Genomic DNA, 19908 nt, shown 5'->3' on the forward strand with positions numbered 1-19908 from the left:
CCCGGGGAGTTTAATACATATGTTGAAAAGAATAAAGGAGTATTTTCTAAAAGAAGCACCACCTGAATACGACTTTCCCTCCTCTTTGTTCATTAAAGCAGAGGAGGCCAGCCTTGAGGATTTTGTAAAGCACATATATGAAACTAAAAAATTTCAAAGGTGGGTCAGCTTTTTTCCCTTCGTATGGCTTCGCTTTGATCAAGGGCATTGTGATGTAGGCTGTACAGGAACCTTCTATTTTTTTCCTCCCTTTAGCTACCACTTCACCTTTGTGGAGGTCATACCCAACAAACTGTATCGAGCTAAGGTTTGGGGAGCCATTCAAGGAGAAATTGCCGGTGTTTTTACCCAAAAAGAAGACGGCGTTCTATATGAGCATCCCTTTCGGTTTAGGGCTGCCAACCGGCTGATCCATATTTACTACTGGCTATTTATCAGACCTCCCCACCTTCCCTTTATGACATGGCGCTATTGGCTGCTGAAAAAAAGGCTGATAAAAGAAACCCAAAGAAAAAGAAAGGAACAAAAAAGCAATGAGGCATGAGTATGTATTAGAGGTACGGGGATACGAGCTGGACTCCTTTAACCATGTGAATAATGCGGTTTATCTTAATTATATCGAGGTAGCCCGATGGCAATTTCTAAAGGAAGTAAAATGGCTGGATTATATGCTGGAGCATTCCCTCCAGGCCATTGTGATTGAAACCAATATTCGTTATATCGGTGAGTTAAGGGTGTTTGACAGGGCCGTGATAAAAAGCCAGTGGTATTATGACGGCAACTATTTAATTGCCAATCAAAGCATATATCGTGAAGATACAAGAAAAAGAGTAACCAAGGCAACGGTAAAGATGCTCTTGGTATCTAATGACCGAATTATTCATGAGATCCCGCCGTTTATGAAGGAGCAAATGGATCAGGAGGGAAGCCTATGATCAAGGAGGCCGGCAGATCTAGCCTGTATATAAAAAATAAGATTTGCTTCTTAGAAATTATTGAAATGGCCGACCTGCTTTCCTACCAGGAGATGGTTGATAACAATCTAAAGGACGGCAGCATCAGGGTACTGGTAATAATTAACCAGGGTAGCGTACAAAAAGGGTCAGTGAATGATTCAGCAAATGGCTCTTTATTGGACTGGATTAATAGTAGACCTTGTCTTGTTATCGCTGTGGGGAATGGCCGGTGCAATATGGAATTTTTAGCATTAATGATGGAATGTGATATTCGGCTGGGAGGAATAGATTTATCCGTTCAATTCCCGAGGGAGGAAAATATATTTCATTTTGATGTGATGGAAAGGTGCCAGCTGCTGATGGGTAAAGAAGGCAGACGGTGGGAGGCCCAATTAACCGACCAAAGATTAGGGGCTGAAAGGCTCTGTGAAATGGGCTTTATTAACAGGATGATAGATATGAATCTCCTCAAGGAGGAAGTAGAAGATTATATTAATAAATTACTGCAAAACAGGCATGATGAACAGATTGAAGCAATATTAAGATGCTTTAGGCATTATAAACAGCTGGGTTTAAATGTAAATCGCCAGCTTTTGCTTGAGCAGGAATCGAAGGAATTTTGCAGCTTAATAATTAAAGAATATGAAAAAAGTGGGTTGTTACATGAGAATTGAAGGAAACAAGCTATATTTAGAAATTAATCATGATATAGGCCATCTGGTAATTCATGATCCGCCGGCCAATAAAATGACTGCTGCTTTTTTGAAGGAGTTTATCGTCATGGTTAGATGCCATGTGACCCAGACAAGGCTGAGGGGCATCATTATTCGAGGGCATGGGCGGCACTATAGCTCTGGTGCTGATGTAGAGCAATTAAAGGAGATTGTTGCCTCCCAGAGCCTGGTAGATAACGAGGGAAATTTAATTGCCTATCCCACCTGGTATTTGGATAATCGAACCACCTTTGACTATTTTCGAAGCCTTAATATTCCTGTTATAAGTGCCATCAATGGCCTTTGCTACGGTTCGGGGCTTGAACTGGCCCTTTGCAGCCACATCAGAATCAGCGGCAAGGGCAGTTTGCTGGGACTGCCGGAATCAACCTTCGGATTTTTACCCGGAGTGACGGGTACCCTCCGGAGCCTGGAGCTTGTAGGGTTGGGCAGGGCACTGGAGTTGGTCTTAAAGGGAGAAACCCTTACGGCAGAGGAGGCGTTGGAAATAGGATTAATCCATAGGGTCACAGGTAAAAAAGAAACCTTGTCCTATTGCGAAGGATTAATGGAGTATATATTAGCCCAGCCGACTCAATATGATCCCAAAAGGGGCGATGAATATGTCATGGCCTTCAACAGGTATTACCAGGAAAATCATCTTTCAGGAAAGGAACTGTAGTATATGGAAAAATACGTTAAATTATTGGGTACCAGTGCTTATCTTCCCGGTGATCCGATAAAATTTGAAGATATCAATGATTATTTAGGTAAATTTACCAAGGCCCCCCAGAAGCTTCAGAAATGGACTGAAAGAATTCAGCCCATCATGAAGGAAATGCTGGGAATTGAGTATTGCCATTATGCCTTTAATAGTCAAACTAGAACCTTTGATGAGGATAACCTGAGCCTGTCGGTTAAGGCAGCCCAGGCGGCCTTAAGGGATGCCAACCTGGAGGCCAAGGAGATTGATCTGCTAATTTTTGGTGGTGCCTATTCCCATCAGCTGCCACCCCTATCCACAAGGATTCAAGAGGCCCTTGGAATAGAAATCTGTGGAGAATTTCATATTCATTCCAACTGTACCTCGGTGTATAAAGCCATCAAGGTAGCCCATAGCCTGCTGAAATCAGGAGAGTATCGAAATGCCCTGGTCATATCCTCCCATGTGGCGAGCTCCTGCTTTATACCGGAATTTTATAATCAAGAAAAGGTCACCAAGGAGGATATCTTTTTACGCTGGTACCTGTGTGACGGCGCAGGGGCCTTTGTTCTTTCGGCGGTGGATCAGCAGCAGAAGGGCTTTTATTTAGAAAATACCTATATTGAGTCTGCCGGAGGGAAAAAGCGTTCTGCCATGTGCAACAATTACCCCAGTCATTGGAATAATCCCCTGGTAGACTACGAAAATGGGGCCCATCATGTAAATCAGATCTATTTGAATGAAATGAAGGAATTTGCCCTGGAGGCAAATAACAAAACAATTTTCTACAATGCCTTAAAGAGAATGCTTGATACTCAGCAAATCGATCTGTCTCAATTAAAGTATTTTGTTGTTAATATGCCCTCCCGAGCTGTTCGAGAGGATATTATGAATGAATGTACTGAATTAAATATCAAAATGGATCAATTTTATAGTGCCATTGAACAGGTGGGCTATGCTGGGCCCCCCGCCGCAATCATATCAGTTGACACACTGTTAAAGGGCAATGAACAATTTCAAAATGGCGATTTAATATTTAGCTTTGTAATGGAGGTCAGCAAATTTATGCAGGCCGGATTTACAATACGGTACATAGAATAACAAGATAAGGCAGGAGATAAAAATGAACATATTACTAGTTAACCCGCCCATTCCATATAAATTCAGAATGTTTGAGTATGCTGATGAAGAAGGAAAAAAAGCCATTGCCAGAAGGGTGCTGGTGGGGCCTCCCTTGGCCCTCAATGAGCTGGCGGCTGTAGTACCAGAGGAAAATGTCATCATTTTAGATCAAAAGGCAGAGCTAGATCAGGATGCTGACTATGATCATGTGGCCAGACTGCTTCAGGTAATGGAGGATTTTAAGCCCGATGTGATCAGCTTTACCTGCCTGACGGCCCAGTATAATTCGGTGATGAAGCTTTTAGAGCTGGTCAAAAAGGTTAATCCTGACATCCTTACGATAGTAGGTGGAATTCATCCCACCTCCTGTCCCAAGGATTTTAACGAATCCAAGGCTGATCTATTGGCCATTGGCCTGGGTAAATCCAGCTTTTATCATGTCATTCAGGAATTCAAGGCCAGGGGGAAGCTGGCAGATTACTCTAAAATTCCGGGACTGGCCATTAATCAAGGGAGCAGCTATTACTTTACCAGGTCCCTTTCCCAAATCAGCTTTCAGGAATTCAAAAGGGATTTTCTGTTGGACAATGCAACGCCTAATAGGGCCCTGACCGATCACTATGATTACAGAATTCCCCATATGAATAAACGGGTTCATTATTTAAGTACTTCCTTGGGATGTACCCATAAATGTAATTTTTGTTATTTATGGCAGATGACCGATGGCCGTTATTTTCACCGAGAGGTGGAATCTATTATTGCTGAACTGAAGGAGATGGATCAATACCCTATTATTCGTTTTTGCGATTCCAATACCTTCGGCGATATTAGAAAGGTCAGCCATCTATTTACAAGAATTATTGAGGAAGGACTTAATAAGCACTTTTACATAGCAGATGTAAGGACCGATACGGTCATTCGATACCCTGAATTAATTGAACTGGCTGCCAAAGCAGGACTAAAGGTAACCATTTGTGGTTTAGAGGCCACCAGTGACGAAGAGCTTCTTAAATATGGCAAGGATAACACAGTAGCCAATATTCAACAGGCATTGAAGATATTAAATGAGGCAGGCATTTACGTCAGCGGCAACTATATTATTCGGCCTGATTATGATGAAGCAGATTTTGAACGGGTGGGACGATTCGTAGAGGAAAACCCTATCTACAACTCAGGCTTTACTATTCTTACCCCCTTCCCTGGAACAGAGCAGTGGGAAGAGCTACAGGATGAAATTGTCATTCGGGATTACGACTACTATAATTTAACCAATGCAGTATTGAAAACCAAGCTACCGGAGCGAGCCTTCTATGACAGGGTGACAGCACTGTACCGACTAAGCGGAAGATCAGCCCAGAAATATTTTTCAATCTATGGGAATATGGATCAGGCGGCAGCAGGAAGGGGTTAGGGATATGGAGATCGGTATCATTGGTAAAGGCAAGATGGGAAGGGATATATTGGATTATTTGCTTCAATACGATCATCGGCTTACACTGGTATTAAGAAGACAGGAGGACGTAGCCCCCCTAAGGGCATCCATCGAAAAGCAGCTGAAAAAGCTTCTTCGAAGGGGATACATAGATGAATCAGGCTATGAAGAAAAACGTGAGAAATTACAGGTTTCAGCGGCATATGAAGACTTGAAGCATTGTGATCTGGTTATTGAGTCGGTTTGGGAGGACAAAGACCTTAAGCAGGAGCTCTTTAGAAGGCTGGAGGCTATAGTAAAGCCCCAGTGCGTATTGGCAACAAATACCTCTTCGATCCCCCTGACAGTGGTTTTTCAGCAGGTAAAGACAAAGAATCGATGTATTGGACTACACTTCTTTTACCCTGTCAAGGTGATTCAAACCGTTGAAATCAATAAGCTGGAAGAAACCGAGGACTTTTATGTGGATCTGGTAAAGGAGCTGTTATTAGGGGTAAATAAGGCGCCCCTTGTACTGGAGCCTGAGGCCAATATGGTGCTGACCAGGATGTTTACCACAGTCATTACCCAGGCCTATAGAATATACCAGGAAGGGCATCTAGCCATCGAGGAAATAGATTCCCTTTTGAAGGACAGCCTCTTAACCTTCGGATTGTTTGAAATTATTGATTCCACCGGAATTAATATCATTTTAAGGAGTATAGAAAATTTTACGGAAGATCGGTACCATGGCCTCTATCGCCCGTTATATGAAAAGGGCTTGGCACTCCTTCAAGGGGGCTATAGCGGGGGAACGGGCAACAAGGGCTTGGTGGCCTATGAAAGGGAGCATACGCCCGTTCTTAAGACAATAGCCGACCCCGGCCGCTATAAGGCTGATCTGGTATTAAGGCTTAAAGCCCTGATCGTAAATGAGCTGGCCTATTTAACCAGACGTCATCAGATTGAAGCAGCAGCTCTAAATAATGCGGTTCAGGAGGTTTTTGGGTTGATAAAATCACCAATGGATATGGCAGAGGAGCTTGACCAGGAGCAAATTAAGTCAACCCTTTTGACAAGCCATCGACAATTGGGAGAGGAAGTTTATTTTCCTGAGGATTTATCAAGGCTTAAGGGGCTGGCCCTTTCCCAAAATTCAACATTCTGACTTATCAGTCATAGGAGGGATAAATTCATGAGTAATAGAACAGTCATAACAGGGATGGGAATGGTAACTGCCCTGGGACTTGATTTAGAAACCAGCTGGAATCAATTGGTGAAGGGTCAATCGGGGGTAGGAAGGATTACCCTTTTTGATCCGGAAGGCCATGAAACCCAAATTGCCGCTGAAGTGAGCCGGGAATTTGAAGCCTATGCTGAAAAGCTAATCACCCGTCGGGAACGAAAGCAAATGACCAGAACAACACGAATGGCCCTGGCGGCGGCCAATGAAGCCATCAAACAGAGCGGCATTGATTTTGAACAATATGACCGGTTAAAAATTGCAGTTATTATGGGGGTCATTACTACCTCCTACAATGAAATGGAACGGCAGCAATCCGATGCCAATATAATTGTAAAATCTATGCCCAATGCACCCAGTGCCTGGATATCATTGAAATATGGGCTAAAGGGGCCAAATTTCAACGTTTCTACTGCCTGTGCATCCTCGGCCTATGCCATTGGTTTAGGGCATCAAATGATCAAATCGGGTATGGCCGATATTGTAATCGTAGGGGGAACCGATTCCCACATTGAGCCTGAATGTATTAAAGGCTTTAATCAAATTTTGGCAATGTCTGTTAAAAATGACAGGCCCCAGGAGGCCTCAAGACCCTTTACCCTTTCCAGAGATGGCTTTGTCATGGGCGAAGGGGCAGGGGTAATGGTGCTGGAATCTGAAAAAATTGCCCGACAAAGGGGAGCGACCATCTATGGAGAGGTGGCAGGCTATGCCATTACCAGTGAAGCCACCGATATTACCGCCCCCAAGGAAAATGGCGAAGGCATGGCTACAACCATGGAGCTGGCCCTGGAGAATGCAGGCGTAGCTCCCGGGGAAATTGATTATATTAATGCCCATGGTACCTCAACCTTTTTGAATGATAAGTACGAAACCATGGGGATTAAAAAATGCTTCGGGGAAAGGGCCAAGGAAATTCCCATTTCCTCATCGAAATCAATGCTGGGACATACCCTTGGGGCCGCCGGTGTCATAGAGGGAATCATTACGGTTTCAAGCATCTATCGTTCAACCCTGACCCCCACCATCAACTATACTGATCCAGACCCGGAATTAGATCTGGACTATGTTCCGAATCAGTCCAGAGAAAAGGAAGTTCGTGCTGCCCTTTCCAATTCCTTTGGCTTTGGGGGACATAATGCCACCATTGTTTATAAAAAATACCAGGGCTAAAAGGAGGAAGGAAAATGAGACAATATCTGATTACCGGAGGAGCAGGCTTCATAGGTTCAAACTTTGTGCGGTATCTGTACCAGCATGAGGGAAAGGTTAAGGTAAGGGTTTTAGATAAGCTGACCTATTCAGGCAATCTGGATAATCTCGAGGAATTCATGAATAGAGAGGATTTTGAATTTATACATGGCGACATATGTGATCAGCAGGTCGTCAAAAAAGCCATGGAAGGGGTTAATGTGGTGGTCAACTTTGCTGCTGAGGTGGCGGTGGATCGTTCCATTCAGGACCAGCAATCCTTTTTAAAGACCGATGTGCTGGGGGTTCATGTTTTGTTGGAAAATGCCCTGGCCAATCGTGGCGGCCTGGAGCGCTTTATTCAAATCTCCACCGATGAGGTATATGGCCAAATCCTGACCGGTAGCTTCAATGAGGCCTCAGAGCTGAAGCCCCGTAACCCCTATTCTGCCTCAAAGGCCGGGGGAGAAAGGCTTGCCTATAGCTACTTTGCCACCTATGATTTGCCGGTTATCATTACCCGGGCCTCCAACAACTATGGGCCCTGGGCCTACCCCGAGAAGGTGATTCCCCTCTTTATCACCAATCTGCTGGAGGGGCTTCAGGTTCCCCTCTACGGCTCTGGCAGCCAAATCAGAGATTGGCTTTATGTGGATGATCACTGCAGTGCCATTTACCATTTAATTCAGTATGGGGAAAATGGTGAGGTCTATAATGTTGGGGCCGATCAAGAATATACAAACCTGGAACTGACCCATATGATTTTAGAATACCTTGGAAAAGGGCCCGAGGCAATTAAGTATGTGGCCGACCGGCCAGGCCATGACTTCCGGTACAGCCTTGACACGTCCAAGCTAAAGGCCACCGGGTGGCGCCCTGAATATGATTTGAAAAAAGGGTTAAGGAAAACCGTCGATTGGTATGTGGCTAATACCGACTATTGGAAAAAGCTCAAGGAAAAGTTGGATAAACGATACATACACGGCTTCTGGGGCAGCAAAGCATAATTCAAACTTAAAAATACAAGTGAGGTGTTATCTATGCGGGGTGTAATTTTAGCAGGGGGGCATGGTAAGCGGCTTCATCCTTTAACCCTGGTGACCAATAAGCATCTGTTGCCGGTCTATAAAAAGCCAATGATCTATTACCCCATTGAAACCTTGGTAAAGATCGGAATACAGGATATTTTAATTGTAACCTCGGGGGAATACTTGGGCCACTTTTTCAGGCTGCTGCAGACTGGAAAGGAATGGGGGGTAAAAATTCATTATGCCATTCAGGAGGGAAATGAAGGAACCGGTGCCGCCCTTCTATGTGCAGAGGAGTTTGTAAAGGACGATAACTTTGTTGTGGTTCTGGGAGATAATATTGTGGTTGAAAATATCAAGGGCTTTGTGGATGATTTTGAAATCGAGCAAGAGGAGTTTCAGGCCAAAACCTTGATTACCAGGGTTGATAATCCCTGTAAGTATGGCGTGGTAGAATTTAAAGGGAAAAAAATCACCCGGCTGGTGGAAAAGCCCGAGGTACCCTTTTCTAATTATGTCAATACAGGGCTTTGGATCTTTAAGCCGGAGGTTTTTTCACTGCTGTGGCAATTAAAGAAAAGCACCAGAAATGAATATGAAACCACCGATGTATTAAATCTTTATGCCCAACGGGGGGAGCTTACCTATGGCATGCTTCAATCAAAATGGACCGATGCCGGAACCTTTGAGCAGCTTTACCAGGCAACGATTCTGATGAGGGAGCTTGAGGAATTAGAACAGCAGGAAAAGGAGGAGAAAATCCTTGAAGAAAATAATGTTTGTTAATTTTCCTGCCTCTGGCCATGTTAACCCCCAGTTAAATATGTGCAGGGAGCTGGCCAAAAAAGAAGTTCAATTAATATATTACACCTTTGATGATTATTTCCCTAAATTTAAAGGAATTGACAATATTCAGCTGAAGCCATACCCCAGGGAGTTTAAAGACTATTATTATCAGCTGGCAGAGGATAAACGACTCCATGAATTCATCGCCTTTATTTATGTATTTTATACCTTAACAGAAAAAATACTGCCCTTTTTTATGGAGGAGGTGGAGCGGGAGCAGCCAGATTTGATATTGTGTGACAGTCTGGCCATTTGGGGTAAAATTGCCGCCAGAACCTATGACATTCCCATGGCCTATTTTTTCTCGTCATTGATGGGAGATTCCGTTGTGATCAAAAAATCACCCTCCTTTGCATTGGGGCTCTTAAAAAGTGCCCTGCTGCATTTTCCCTATGTCTTAAAGTTCCAGCGAATTAGAAGGCGTATTGAAGCCCAGTATGGGGCCGTTACCGACAAGCCCCAGGAAATAATGGCCCATCAGGGTAAATTTTCAATTGTTATGACCTCCAGGGAATTTCATCCCGGCGGTCAGGAATATGGTGAAAATGTAAAATTTATTGGGCCCAGTTATCGGGAAGACAGTGAAATTCCAGAAAATAAAAATAAGATATTCATCAGCCTCGGCACCATTGCCTTCAGCGATACCTTCTGGGATGATTGCATCGAAGCCACCAGGGGCTTAGGCTATGAGGTGGTAATTTCCTTTGGGGGAGCCAAAAACAATAAAATCAGCTATGATAGGGTTCCAGACCATGTGAAAATCTATGACAATCTCAGCCTTGAGGATTATCGAAGGGTATTGAAGGAATCGGCCCTTTTCATTTCCCATGGGGGATTTAACAGTATTAGTGATGCCATTTTATACAAGACCCCTTTACTGGTTTGCCCCTTGACGGCGGAGCAGGTCAGCAATGGGAAGCTGGTGGAGCAATGTCAATGCGGAACGGTGTATGTACAGAAAAAAATCAATGTTGAAAGGCTTCGGAGGAAAATTATTCAGGTGCTGCAAAATGAAGAAATGAAAGCAGGCCTTGATCGATATAGACAATCCTTTTTAAATGCCATGGGCTACGAAAAAGCGGTGGAGGCACTAAATGATGAATTTAGATTATTCCCATCCAGGGTCAATGAAGAACACAGTTAAAATTCTACTGGAAAAAGCAGTTTATTTAGAAAAGCAGCAGGCCTGGCTGATTAATCTAAAGGATTTTATGGGGCAGCACGATCAACTGGGCCAATATCTTACTCCCCAGGAGCGTGCTAAATATGAGAAAATCAACACAAGGGACGGAAGGCAACGTTATGGCCTGCGTAGGGCCTTAACAAGGATTCTATTGGCTCATATTTTGAAACGAAAGCCTTCGGAGGTCAGCTATGGCTATACCCGTTATGGAAAGCCCTATTTAATTGGTGAGGAAGGCCTTCGATTTAACCTATCCCATTCAAAGGAGTATTTGTTGATTGGGGTAGCCGAAAATGCAGAAATTGGTGTAGATATTGAGAAGATCAATGAAGGCCTTAACCATGAAGCATTGATGGGGGCGGTATTTTCCACCAATGAGAGGAGGCAGTACCTATCCATTGAAAAAGAATGCCGACTAGAGGCCTTTTACCGGGTATGGGTACAGAAGGAGGCCATTAGTAAGGCCATAGGTCTGGGCCTTTCGATTGGCTTTCCCAATTTCAGTGTAAGGATTGACCCCACTGCTTCTGAAGAAGAATATAGCATTAAAATAGAGGGGCAAAAATATCCTGTTAAGATAAAGGTAAAAAACAATCGAGATTATATTATGGCCACAGCATTGATACAGCAATAGCTTAAAATAGTCATCATCAGATTGGCATTAGGCTAAGTAAGGGGGTAAATATGTTATATCTAAAATTAATCATTAGGGGAATTACAAGACATAAAAAAAGGGGTATCAAGTTTTTTATACTGCTTGCGGTTTGCTTTATGATGGCCATATTGAGCTTGAGCTTTCAGGATAGCTTTTATGAGGAATATGTTCAATTGGGAATCGATGCCCGGAATGCTCATATTAATATCTATTCTCCCGATTCAGTATGGCTGAAGGACTCCTTTACCTCAATACAAAAGGAAGGCTTGACCCTGCTGACAATTGACGATGAATTCAATCAGTATGTCAACACCCTACCAGAGGTAGAATTGGGCACCCCCATCATAGAGACGGGAGGGATATTTTATACCCTGGAGGGAAAAATTCAGTCGGGAGGAACCGTTACTGGGGTTAGGGGAAGGGATTTTAATAAAATTTTCCCGGGAATTGTTACCATTGAGGGCAGGGGAGACTTAATTCCAGCTCCGGGTTCGACCTCGGTACCCTTTCTAAGGTGGGCCCTGCAAAGGAATGAAATCATACAAAACCTTGATCAATTTACCCAAGATGATTTTAAGGTCGCCGGGCAAGAATTTGAGAATTTTAAGGAGCAGGTAGTCAGGGATTTTCCCGAAATATTTCAAAATCAAGGCTATTCCGGGGAGTCAGGCACCGAAGCCTTTCTCCAGGCTCTGAATCAGGGGCTTTCCAAACCGCAGCTGTACTTGGAAATACCCCAGCAGTACACCGAGGGCAATCAGTTTCATCTACTATATGTTATTGAACAATTACAAACCCTTAGCTTTAATGAAGAGGCAGAATTAAAGAATTGGAATAAAAGATTGATTCAGGCCCTGTATTCCGATGAAATTTCCGAGGTACCCGAGGCAATTGCCCTGAATAAGCCCATGGGTCTTTTTGTTGAGTCTACCGACGATACAAGGCCCCCCACCTTGATACCGATTGAATTTGTAGGATATGTTGAGGGAATTCCAGAGTTTTATGGTTATAACTTCATTGAATTAGAGGTGCTGCAACAGTATTTGGATGTAAGCCCAGATGATTGCACAGCCTATCTGATTCGACTTTATGACGAGGCAAATATCCCCCAGGTAATGGCCAAGCTTGAAGCCTATATAGCAGAACGGGGCTTGGATTATCAAGTGGTGGATTACAAATACATAGGAAACAAAACCCATATGCCCATTGCCATTGGGGTATCGGTGGTTTTTAGGGTATTGGTACTATTGTTTCTAATCATATCAGTATTCTTCGTATCCTATATTGTCACCATTTCATTAATTAGGAGACGTAAGGAGATGGGTACGGTCATCACCCTGGGAATGAGTCCCCTGGAAAACATACTGGTGATTTTAGGAGAAAATCTCCTGACCATGACAGTGGCGTGGCTTGCGGCCACGGTTCCCATGGCCTTTTTATTACATTACCTTTCAAATAATGGGCTGGGGGGAATTGTGTTCTTTCCCCAGGGTAAGCTGTATTTTATTTTCAAGGCCAGCTATTTTATTCAGGCCTATCTGTTAATTGTCATACCGGGGCTTCTGGCCCCCCTGGTACCTATTACCAGGCTTAGGAATGTAAGCATTGTATCCCTTTTAAAGGGTGAGCTAAGTAAAAGAAAGAAAGAGAGCAGCAAAGCTTTCAAGGAAGGCCCCCTAAAACAGGTAAATAATCAATTTTCACTAATGTTTAAGCTGGGGCTGAGGAATGTCTTTGCCAACCGAAGAAGGAATACCATTATCTTTGCCATTTTTACCTCCGTCAGCACCATTCTCTATTTGTTTCTGGCCTTTGGCGACGGTGGGGTATCGAATTTTAGAAATGGCTTTCAGGCCCTGGATAATCCCAGGTCTCAAATTGTTGCCACCCAAAAGGGCTATGCCGATTTACGCAGAATTAATGCCAATTCCGAGGATTTAAAGGAAATGACCGTTACAAACCACGAAGCCCTTCGGGAAGCCATGCTTGATTTAGATTATGTTGAATCGGTCTATGCCAAAACCATTCCCGTAGTGCTGGATCTGTATCTAAATGACTTTCGCTTTAAGGATCTGAGCATCAGGGGAGTAGATGCCAGTATGCTGCCCTATCTGAAGGACAGGCTGGAGATCGTAGAGGGCCGTATGATCACACCGGAGGATAAAAATGTACTGCTGCTGAACATTGCTAATAAAGAGGAGCTAAAGGCCGGTGTGGGGGATGAAATAACGGTTTTAGGCAGTGATCTATTTAATCATGTCGTTTCGGAGGATTTTAAAATCATAGGCTATTATCGGCCTAAAATCGACAATCCCTTTTTCACCACCCTGGTCTTTGCCGATTTAATGGGCTATAACGGGGTTTCAGGCTATACTGCGGATGAGGTGAACTTTTTAAACATTGATTTAAAGCGGGGCCAATCGGTGGACAGTCGAGTAAAGGATTTAAATTTTTGGGCCGATGCCAACCATTTAGATATTGAATTCAATGCTTTTAATGATATTTATGTGCAGGATGATCAGCTCTATGGCACCGGCAGAACGATGATTTCGGCCCTGACCTATTTGGTTATTTTCTTCGTGATGATTGGGATCATTAACATGATTTTAATCAATTTATTCGACCGAAGAAAGGAAATTGGTACCTATTATTGTATAGGAGCGGAAAAATCATTGCTGATTGGCATCTATACAGCTGAAATATTAATGATTAATGTAGTATCCACCATCACGGGAATTCTGCTGGGCTTTGGTATACAGCAGTTGATCAATAGCCTGAAAATATCCTCCACCAATCCTGGGGTACAATTGGCCTTTGGGGGAAGCACCTTTTACATGCAGTTTAATTTCTCTACAGCACTAACCCTTTTATTGAGTGTCGTACTCATTACGCTGCTGATCTCATTGGTATCCTTAAGGTCTTCCTTAAAGGTTTCGCCCATAGCGGCACTTCAGGAAATTGAAGAATAGATTTTTGGAGGAGGTGTTAAGATGAAAACAACCATTCGAGTATTCCTTTGTCTGATCTCTATGTTATTGATCAGTGTCTGGGCGGTGGCCCAGCCCCTAAGCATTACCCCAAAGGAAGGAGCTCAAGAGGCTGAAGCGAACCCCGGGCAAGACCAGGAGGTATCGGAAATACTAAAGGAAATGGACCGAAGAATGAACCCCAATGCCCTGCTTCAGGTTGAAATGGAGGTAATTGATCAAGATAAAAGGGATACCTATTTAATTAATATGAAGGCCAAGGATAACAACCAGTACCTTCTACTGCGCTATTTATCACCTTCCCGATGGGTTAACACCGATATTTTAATGCTGAAGGAGGATATCTGGATCTATGACCGCAGCTCAGACCGATTTATGCAGGTACCTTCCAGCATGGCCTTTGGCGGAACGGATATTGCCCATGGTGATATGATGAGGTTAAATATTTCCAATCACTATGAAGGCCAGATTATTGACAGGGATCAGGAAACCTGGACAATAGCCCTTACTTCCACCAGCAGATCGGTGCCATACCATGGAATTGAAATGAAAATTAATAAAGAGGGGTATTATCCCATCTATGCTAAATTGTTTTCAAAAACCCAAAAGCACATTAAAACGGTGGAGTATGACCAGGTGACGGAAGTTAATGGATATGAAAAGCCGATGCGATACACCTTTTTTTCACCCTATGAGCCTGGAAAGTACAGTGTTATTACTATATTAAAGGAAGAACTGATAGAATACCCTGATGACATTTTTAATATATGGGCTGTAAGGGAAGGGCTTGACGAAAAATTTGAGGGAAAAGACTGATAAAAGGAAGGGTGGCCAATGAATATAATCAAGACTATAAAGTTAAGTAAACAATATGAGATGGGTAAGAACCTAGTGAATGCTTTAAATGATGTAAACCTTGAAATTGAAAAGGGAGAATATATATGTGTAGCCGGGCCCTCAGGATCAGGGAAATCAACCTTTTTAAATCTATTGGGGTTGATTGACACCCCCACCTCGGGTGAAATCATATTTAGCGGAAAAAACGTATCTCAGTTAAAAAGTAAGGAATTACATCGTTTTCGTAAGGAACGGATTGCCTTTATATTTCAAAACTTTAACCTGATACCGATATTATCCGCCTATGAAAATATTGATTTTCCTATGCTGATCAATAAGGTGCCCAAGGAGGAACGAAGACGCAGAATTGAGGAACTGGCAGAAGCGGTGGGAATCAAGCAGTACCTGGAGCATCGACCCGACGAGCTGTCAGGTGGCCAGCAGCAGCGGGTGGCTATTGCCCGAGCCCTGGTAACCAAGCCCGAGGTGGTACTGGCCGATGAACCAACGGCTAATTTAGATACGGCCAATACCAATAACATTTTAAGTCTTTTAAAGGAGCTTCAAAGGCATGAAAAGACCACCTTTATTATTGCAACCCATGACCCCGATATTATGAAGCAGGCAGATCGACTAATTAAAATTCGAGACGGAAGGGTGGCTGATGAAGGCAGCGGAAGCTATGAAAGGCCCTAAAAGAACCAAGGAGAGGGGGAAAACTCATGGATTATCGATTAATTACAGCTGTGTGGGAAAAGGAGCAATTTATTGAATCCTGGGAGGCCGCCTTTGGCCAGAAACTGCCGAGGGAAATGGCCCGCTGGCTGTTCCTTCACCCAGAAAATATTATGTACGGTGTTTTTGACGGGCGACAATTGGCTGCCGGCTATTGTCTGTTAAACCAAAGGATGCTGGTTCATGGCAGGGTTCAAAAAGGAGCCTTGTGTAACAATGTATTTGTTCATCCTGATTATCAGGGGCAAAAGCTTTTTACACTATTGGGTCAATTTGCCCTAAAGGAGGCCGCAGCCCAGGGGATTACCATGGCCATTGGTATTCCTAACAAAAATGCGGTACCGGGCCATAAAAAGGTAGGCTGGACCTTCCTGAATGAAATTAATTTTCTAGAAAAGAAAATACTGGCCCGGTCAAAGGGTAGGCTGCCGGAAAAGGTCTGTCCCTTAACAAAGGAAAATTATCCTCAATATAGGAAAAAACTCGAAGAATTATCCTATCGTCTGGCTGAAAAACGATCCTTTTCAGTTATTAAAGATCAAGCTTTTTTTCAATGGCGGTATCTTGAAAAGCCGCTGGTAGACTACAAAATATTGATGTATTTAGAGGAAGATGAGCCCCAGGGCTATGTTGTGTACAAATATTATGCACCGATGGCCAGGCTCCACATTGTAGATTTAGAGGCAAGTAACAAGACAGTATTCAATTCATTACTGGAGGTGGCCGATACCCTTGAGGCTCCCTTTGAGCTGATTAATGTATGGGGGTCAAGTATTGATCGTGACAAATTTTTAGAGAAGGGCTTTACAGAAAGTAAGGAAACCAACCACCTAATTGCTATTCAGCCCCAAACCAGAGAGGATGTTGATTTAGGCGGGGCCATTCATATTGTATTGGGAGATAACGAGGTTTTTTAATACATAAAAAAGGATGAGAATGAACTGAGAAAGGAATGGAACCGATTATGGATATTTTAGTTATAGCAACCCATCTGGATGATGAAGTGATTGGGTGCGGGGGAGCTATTGCAAAGCATGTACGGGAAGGCCATAATGTTTATATCTGCTTTATATGTGGAGGAACCTCTGTTCGTTATCCTGAAAAGGAGCTGGTGGAAACCCGCAGAGATCACGCCAGAAGAGCAGGGGCATTATTGGGAATTAAAGAAATCTATTTTTACGATTTTCCCATTATTATGCTGGATACCATTCCCCAATTGGAAATTGTAACCGCTCTGGAAGAAGTAATTTTTAAAATTAAACCCCAAATCATCTATACCCATTCCAAGGATGACATCAATTCAGACCATCGAATTGTTCACGAGGCTTCAATGGTATGGTGTCGACCCTCCAAGGCACCCTTTTTAAAAAAGGTGCTGTTCTACGAGGTCTTTGGGTCTACTCGAAGCTTCATACCCAACTATTATATAGATATTGATGAATATATTGAATCAAAGCTAAAGGCCCTTTCCTTATATACGACAGAAAACCATGTACAGACCAGGAATATGGAAACCATTAGGCGGGTAGCCATGTACCGGGGAGCAGAAATCAACACCAATTATGCCGAAGCCTATACCCTTTATCGGGAAATAACATAGTCGAAGGTGACCGTAAATGAAAAAGCGTATATTAATAACCGGTGCCAATGGATTCATTGGTCAAAGCCTGATTGAAGAATTAAACCCAGCGGAATACGAAATTTACGCTTTAGGCCTGGGCCAGGAATATCAGGGAAGCTTAAGCAAGATAAAGGAATATTACGCCCAGGATATTACCATACCCTTCCAACTCTCCCTTAAGGTAGATGCAATTATTCATCTGGCGGCATTGAATCAGACCAACATAAACAGTGATTTTGCCTATGAAGCTTTTAAATCCATTAATGTAGAGGGGACGGAAAATGTAATTAACAGCTGTTACTTTGAAAGGTTCATCTTGTTTTCTACAGCTAATCTATACGAAAGGCAAGGGGGGTATATTACAGAAGCATCTCCCCTGGCCCCCAAATCCTTCTATGAGCGTTCTAAAAAAGAGGCTGAAGAGCTATGTCAAATGAAAATTGCCCGGGAAAAGCTACTGATCCTTCGGCCGGTAAATATAACAGGAGTAAAGCAAGAGAACAAGGCGATTATTCCTTACTTCTTTTCCAGGGCAGTTAAGGGAGAGCCCATTGAGGTTTTTGTTCCTCAAAACCGAAGAATTCAGCTTTTATCTATTAAAGACCTGTCACGGGTCCTTAAAGTCATATTAAAGGGGCCCTTGGTCAGCGGAGTTTTGAATCTAGCAAATGACGACAGCATGGAGATAAGAACGGTGGCGAAAAATATTATTGACCTATGTAGCTCGCCATCAAACTTAATTTGCTCTAATCTTCATGAGGAAGTTTTTTCAGAAATCAGGTCAGACCAGGCCAAGGAGCTGCTGGGCTGGGAGGCCAAGGATACCATCGAGAAAATTATCATGGATTATGCAAAACACATTTTGAGCTAATTTGGCTCAATTTTTTTTTGACAATCTTCATTAAATCAATTAATATATAGATATACAATACATAGATATAGGAGGTATTAAAATGAAGATTAGTAAGGAGCTAATCAAGGGAAGCACCACCATGCTGGTTTTAAACTTGCTTAGCACCGGTGACATGTATGGCTATCAAATGATTAAAGAGCTGGAGGCCCGGTCGGAAAAAATCTTTACTTTGAAGGAGGGAACCCTGTATCCCATCCTTCATACATTGGAAAGCCAGGGAATGATTGTATCCTATTGGGAGGACACCACATCTGCCAGGAAAAGAAAGTATTATCAAATTACCCCCCAGGGAAAAAAGCTCCTTAAGGAAAAGGAGGCTGAATGGCAGCTATTTAGTAAAGGGGTAAAGCATGTCATAGGGGGTGCCTGTCTTGAATAGTGCGATCAGTCAATTTATAGAAACCGTCTGCCGGCAGGTTAAGTATAAAAAGATTCACCGGGAGCTGGCTCAGGAGCTAATGGGTCATATTGACGAAATAATGGAGGACTGCCTTGAAAGGGGCATGTCGGAGGAAGAAGCGGCCCATAGGGCCATTAAGCAAATGGGAGACCCGGTGGCCATTGGAAGGGATCTCCACAAAACCCATCAGCCCAAAGTGGAATGGTCCATTATTATTTTAGTCGGTACCCTAGTGTTAATGGGGGGCGGCATTTTATTCTCTATCGCCAGGGACCCTGCCTATCAGCTTCCCTTTGATTATTTCAGCAAACGGTATTTTTTCTACACCCTGGTAGGGTTAGGGGCCTTTCTGGGCTGCTATTATTTTGATTATACCTTGATCGAAAAGTATGCCCTAAAAATATTTTGCGCAACGCTGCTATTTTTATTTATCGGCATAGGCGCATCTCCCTATAGTGTGAATGGTGATGCTGTATTTGTATCGGGTAGCTTTACCATATCAATGGTGACCATTACCTTGCCGGTTCTACTGATTTCCTATGCAGGGCTCCTAAGAAGATGGGGAACAGGGGAGTTGTTGGGGATGTTAAAGTTAGTGGGCCTAGGGGGCCTGGCAATTATTTTATCCTTCATCCATTCCACCCTCCCCAATGCTATTTTATTAAGTGGTGGTATTTTAATTATGTTAACTATCTCTATTTTGGATAAAAGCTTTAAGGGCAATCGCCTTTTATATTTAATCGGTATCTATGGCACAGGGGCATTGGGTGGGCTATTATACTTAAAATCCTCATATATTCGCTGGCTGCGGTTGACAACGTTTTTGTATTTCAGGTCCTATCCAGAGAGCTATGCTTATCAGTACACTATAGTAAAGGAAATTTTAAGGGAAGCCAGGCTTTTGGGGAGCAGTCAGGCCCTTTATCATCAAAATGCCTTCGGGAAAATTACCTTTTCCCTATCCTCGATGGACTCTGAATTTGTCTTTACTTACCTGGTGGGGGCCTTTGGATGGCTCGCGGGGATTTTTATGCTGATTGTCATTAGCCTGGTCATCGGAAGAATGTTTTTGGCCGCTAAAAAAATTCACCACCCCTTTGGCAGATATGGGGCCAGTGCTGTGGTGACTGTATTTACCTTGCAGGCAATGGCAAATCTATTGATGAACCTTTCATTGTTCCCCATTACCTCCTTTTCATTGCCCTTTATTTCCTATGGGGGAGGAAATTTCACCATGAATATGGCTTTAATCGGACTGCTGCTGGGAATCTATCGAAGGAAGGATATTTTACCTGCTGGGATTAGCGCTGGATCAAGGATATAATCAGCATTTTAACAGGGAAACGATATTTGATTAAATCGTT

At 43.1% G+C, this 19908-nt stretch carries 20 protein-coding genes; all 20 read left to right on the forward strand.

Features of this window, described 5'->3' with window-relative positions; genetic code table 11:
• Positions 1 to 19 precede the first annotated feature (19 nt).
• Positions 20 to 544, forward strand: a complete 525-nt coding sequence (locus ACYQ1I_RS13530) for a hypothetical protein (protein WP_459766182.1) — start codon at positions 20 to 22, stop codon at positions 542 to 544.
• Entirely contained in the window at positions 534 to 935 is a 402-nt protein-coding gene (locus ACYQ1I_RS13535) for an acyl-CoA thioesterase (protein ID WP_459766184.1), read from the forward strand. Before ACYQ1I_RS13530 ends, ACYQ1I_RS13535 begins: the two co-directional genes overlap by 11 nt.
• Positions 932 to 1630: a Clp protease/crotonase-like domain-containing protein gene (locus ACYQ1I_RS13540; RefSeq protein WP_459766186.1), complete on the forward strand. Its 699-nt coding sequence runs from the start codon at positions 932 to 934 to the stop codon at positions 1628 to 1630. Before ACYQ1I_RS13535 ends, ACYQ1I_RS13540 begins: the two co-directional genes overlap by 4 nt.
• On the forward strand, positions 1620 to 2351 hold the full coding sequence (locus tag ACYQ1I_RS13545; RefSeq protein WP_459766188.1) for an enoyl-CoA hydratase/isomerase family protein: 732 nt from the start codon (positions 1620 to 1622) through the stop codon (positions 2349 to 2351). The genes ACYQ1I_RS13540 and ACYQ1I_RS13545 overlap by 11 nt, the downstream gene beginning before the upstream one ends.
• A 3-nt stretch (positions 2352 to 2354) precedes the next feature.
• A complete protein-coding gene (locus tag ACYQ1I_RS13550; protein ID WP_459766190.1) occupies positions 2355 to 3473 on the forward strand; it encodes a 3-oxoacyl-ACP synthase III family protein in 1119 nt (372 codons plus the stop codon).
• A gap of 22 nt (positions 3474 to 3495) precedes the next feature.
• A complete protein-coding gene (locus tag ACYQ1I_RS13555) occupies positions 3496 to 4905 on the forward strand; it encodes a B12-binding domain-containing radical SAM protein (RefSeq protein ID WP_459766192.1) in 1410 nt (469 codons plus the stop codon).
• A gap of 4 nt (positions 4906 to 4909) precedes the next feature.
• A complete protein-coding gene (locus tag ACYQ1I_RS13560) occupies positions 4910 to 6073 on the forward strand; it encodes a 3-hydroxyacyl-CoA dehydrogenase family protein (RefSeq protein WP_459766194.1) in 1164 nt (387 codons plus the stop codon).
• Positions 6074 to 6100: 27 nt separating this feature from the next.
• Complete coding sequence (locus ACYQ1I_RS13565; protein ID WP_459766196.1) at positions 6101 to 7321, forward strand: beta-ketoacyl-[acyl-carrier-protein] synthase family protein; 1221 nt, start codon at positions 6101 to 6103, stop codon at positions 7319 to 7321.
• Positions 7322 to 7335: 14 nt separating this feature from the next.
• Positions 7336 to 8346, forward strand: a complete 1011-nt coding sequence (gene rfbB / locus ACYQ1I_RS13570; protein WP_459766198.1) for a dTDP-glucose 4,6-dehydratase — start codon at positions 7336 to 7338, stop codon at positions 8344 to 8346.
• A gap of 33 nt (positions 8347 to 8379) precedes the next feature.
• Positions 8380 to 9153 carry a sugar phosphate nucleotidyltransferase gene (locus ACYQ1I_RS13575; RefSeq protein ID WP_459766200.1) on the forward strand — a complete coding sequence of 258 codons (774 nt, stop codon included), beginning with the start codon at positions 8380 to 8382 and terminating at the stop codon, positions 9151 to 9153.
• Positions 9131 to 10357: a glycosyltransferase gene (locus ACYQ1I_RS13580; protein ID WP_459766202.1), complete on the forward strand. Its 1227-nt coding sequence runs from the start codon at positions 9131 to 9133 to the stop codon at positions 10355 to 10357. The genes ACYQ1I_RS13575 and ACYQ1I_RS13580 overlap by 23 nt, the downstream gene beginning before the upstream one ends.
• The gene (locus ACYQ1I_RS13585) at positions 10308 to 11030 is read left to right on the forward strand and encodes a 4'-phosphopantetheinyl transferase family protein (RefSeq protein ID WP_459766204.1); all 723 of its coding nucleotides are present in this window, start codon (positions 10308 to 10310) and stop codon (positions 11028 to 11030) included. The genes ACYQ1I_RS13580 and ACYQ1I_RS13585 overlap by 50 nt, the downstream gene beginning before the upstream one ends.
• Before the next feature lie 50 nt (positions 11031 to 11080).
• The gene (locus tag ACYQ1I_RS13590) at positions 11081 to 14020 is read left to right on the forward strand and encodes an ABC transporter permease (protein WP_459766206.1); all 2940 of its coding nucleotides are present in this window, start codon (positions 11081 to 11083) and stop codon (positions 14018 to 14020) included.
• A 21-nt stretch (positions 14021 to 14041) separates the two neighbouring features.
• Positions 14042 to 14854, forward strand: a complete 813-nt coding sequence (locus ACYQ1I_RS13595) for an outer membrane lipoprotein-sorting protein (protein WP_459766208.1) — start codon at positions 14042 to 14044, stop codon at positions 14852 to 14854.
• Positions 14855 to 14872: 18 nt separating this feature from the next.
• On the forward strand, positions 14873 to 15571 hold the full coding sequence (locus ACYQ1I_RS13600; protein ID WP_459766210.1) for an ABC transporter ATP-binding protein: 699 nt from the start codon (positions 14873 to 14875) through the stop codon (positions 15569 to 15571).
• A gap of 26 nt (positions 15572 to 15597) precedes the next feature.
• Positions 15598 to 16527, forward strand: coding sequence for a GNAT family N-acetyltransferase (locus tag ACYQ1I_RS13605; RefSeq protein WP_459766212.1), 930 nt, complete (start codon positions 15598 to 15600; stop codon positions 16525 to 16527).
• Positions 16528 to 16574: 47 nt separating this feature from the next.
• Positions 16575 to 17210, forward strand: a complete 636-nt coding sequence (locus tag ACYQ1I_RS13610) for a PIG-L deacetylase family protein (protein WP_459766214.1) — start codon at positions 16575 to 16577, stop codon at positions 17208 to 17210.
• Between the two features lie 16 nt (positions 17211 to 17226).
• Positions 17227 to 18102: an NAD-dependent epimerase/dehydratase family protein gene (locus ACYQ1I_RS13615; protein ID WP_459766216.1), complete on the forward strand. Its 876-nt coding sequence runs from the start codon at positions 17227 to 17229 to the stop codon at positions 18100 to 18102.
• Between the two features lie 82 nt (positions 18103 to 18184).
• The gene (locus ACYQ1I_RS13620) at positions 18185 to 18523 is read left to right on the forward strand and encodes a PadR family transcriptional regulator (protein WP_459766218.1); all 339 of its coding nucleotides are present in this window, start codon (positions 18185 to 18187) and stop codon (positions 18521 to 18523) included.
• Entirely contained in the window at positions 18516 to 19868 is a 1353-nt protein-coding gene (locus ACYQ1I_RS13625; RefSeq protein ID WP_459766220.1) for an FtsW/RodA/SpoVE family cell cycle protein, read from the forward strand. The genes ACYQ1I_RS13620 and ACYQ1I_RS13625 overlap by 8 nt, the downstream gene beginning before the upstream one ends.
• Positions 19869 to 19908: the final 40 nt, after the last annotated feature.

The sequence above is a fragment of the Alkaliphilus crotonatoxidans genome, assembly GCF_054658015.1.

Excerpts from the sequence above, each read along its gene's own strand:
- ACYQ1I_RS13530 (WP_459766182.1), top strand. The coding sequence starts at position 20 with ATGTTGAAAAGAATAAAGGAGTATTTTCTAAAAGAAGCACCACCTGAA.
- ACYQ1I_RS13540 (WP_459766186.1), top strand. The coding sequence starts at position 932 with ATGATCAAGGAGGCCGGCAGATCTAGCCTGTATATAAAAAATAAGATT.
- ACYQ1I_RS13585 (WP_459766204.1), top strand. The coding sequence starts at position 10,308 with ATGATGAATTTAGATTATTCCCATCCAGGGTCAATGAAGAACACAGTT.
- ACYQ1I_RS13610 (WP_459766214.1), top strand. The coding sequence starts at position 16,575 with ATGGATATTTTAGTTATAGCAACCCATCTGGATGATGAAGTGATTGGG.
- ACYQ1I_RS13550 (WP_459766190.1), top strand. The coding sequence starts at position 2,355 with ATGGAAAAATACGTTAAATTATTGGGTACCAGTGCTTATCTTCCCGGT.
- ACYQ1I_RS13565 (WP_459766196.1), top strand. The coding sequence starts at position 6,101 with ATGAGTAATAGAACAGTCATAACAGGGATGGGAATGGTAACTGCCCTG.
- ACYQ1I_RS13590 (WP_459766206.1), top strand. The coding sequence starts at position 11,081 with ATGTTATATCTAAAATTAATCATTAGGGGAATTACAAGACATAAAAAA.
- ACYQ1I_RS13535 (WP_459766184.1), top strand. The coding sequence starts at position 534 with ATGAGGCATGAGTATGTATTAGAGGTACGGGGATACGAGCTGGACTCC.
- ACYQ1I_RS13545 (WP_459766188.1), top strand. The coding sequence starts at position 1,620 with ATGAGAATTGAAGGAAACAAGCTATATTTAGAAATTAATCATGATATA.
- ACYQ1I_RS13600 (WP_459766210.1), top strand. The coding sequence starts at position 14,873 with ATGAATATAATCAAGACTATAAAGTTAAGTAAACAATATGAGATGGGT.
- ACYQ1I_RS13595 (WP_459766208.1), top strand. The coding sequence starts at position 14,042 with ATGAAAACAACCATTCGAGTATTCCTTTGTCTGATCTCTATGTTATTG.
- ACYQ1I_RS13615 (WP_459766216.1), top strand. The coding sequence starts at position 17,227 with ATGAAAAAGCGTATATTAATAACCGGTGCCAATGGATTCATTGGTCAA.
- rfbB (WP_459766198.1), top strand. The coding sequence starts at position 7,336 with ATGAGACAATATCTGATTACCGGAGGAGCAGGCTTCATAGGTTCAAAC.
- ACYQ1I_RS13560 (WP_459766194.1), top strand. The coding sequence starts at position 4,910 with ATGGAGATCGGTATCATTGGTAAAGGCAAGATGGGAAGGGATATATTG.
- ACYQ1I_RS13575 (WP_459766200.1), top strand. The coding sequence starts at position 8,380 with ATGCGGGGTGTAATTTTAGCAGGGGGGCATGGTAAGCGGCTTCATCCT.
- ACYQ1I_RS13620 (WP_459766218.1), top strand. The coding sequence starts at position 18,185 with ATGAAGATTAGTAAGGAGCTAATCAAGGGAAGCACCACCATGCTGGTT.
- ACYQ1I_RS13555 (WP_459766192.1), top strand. The coding sequence starts at position 3,496 with ATGAACATATTACTAGTTAACCCGCCCATTCCATATAAATTCAGAATG.
- ACYQ1I_RS13605 (WP_459766212.1), top strand. The coding sequence starts at position 15,598 with ATGGATTATCGATTAATTACAGCTGTGTGGGAAAAGGAGCAATTTATT.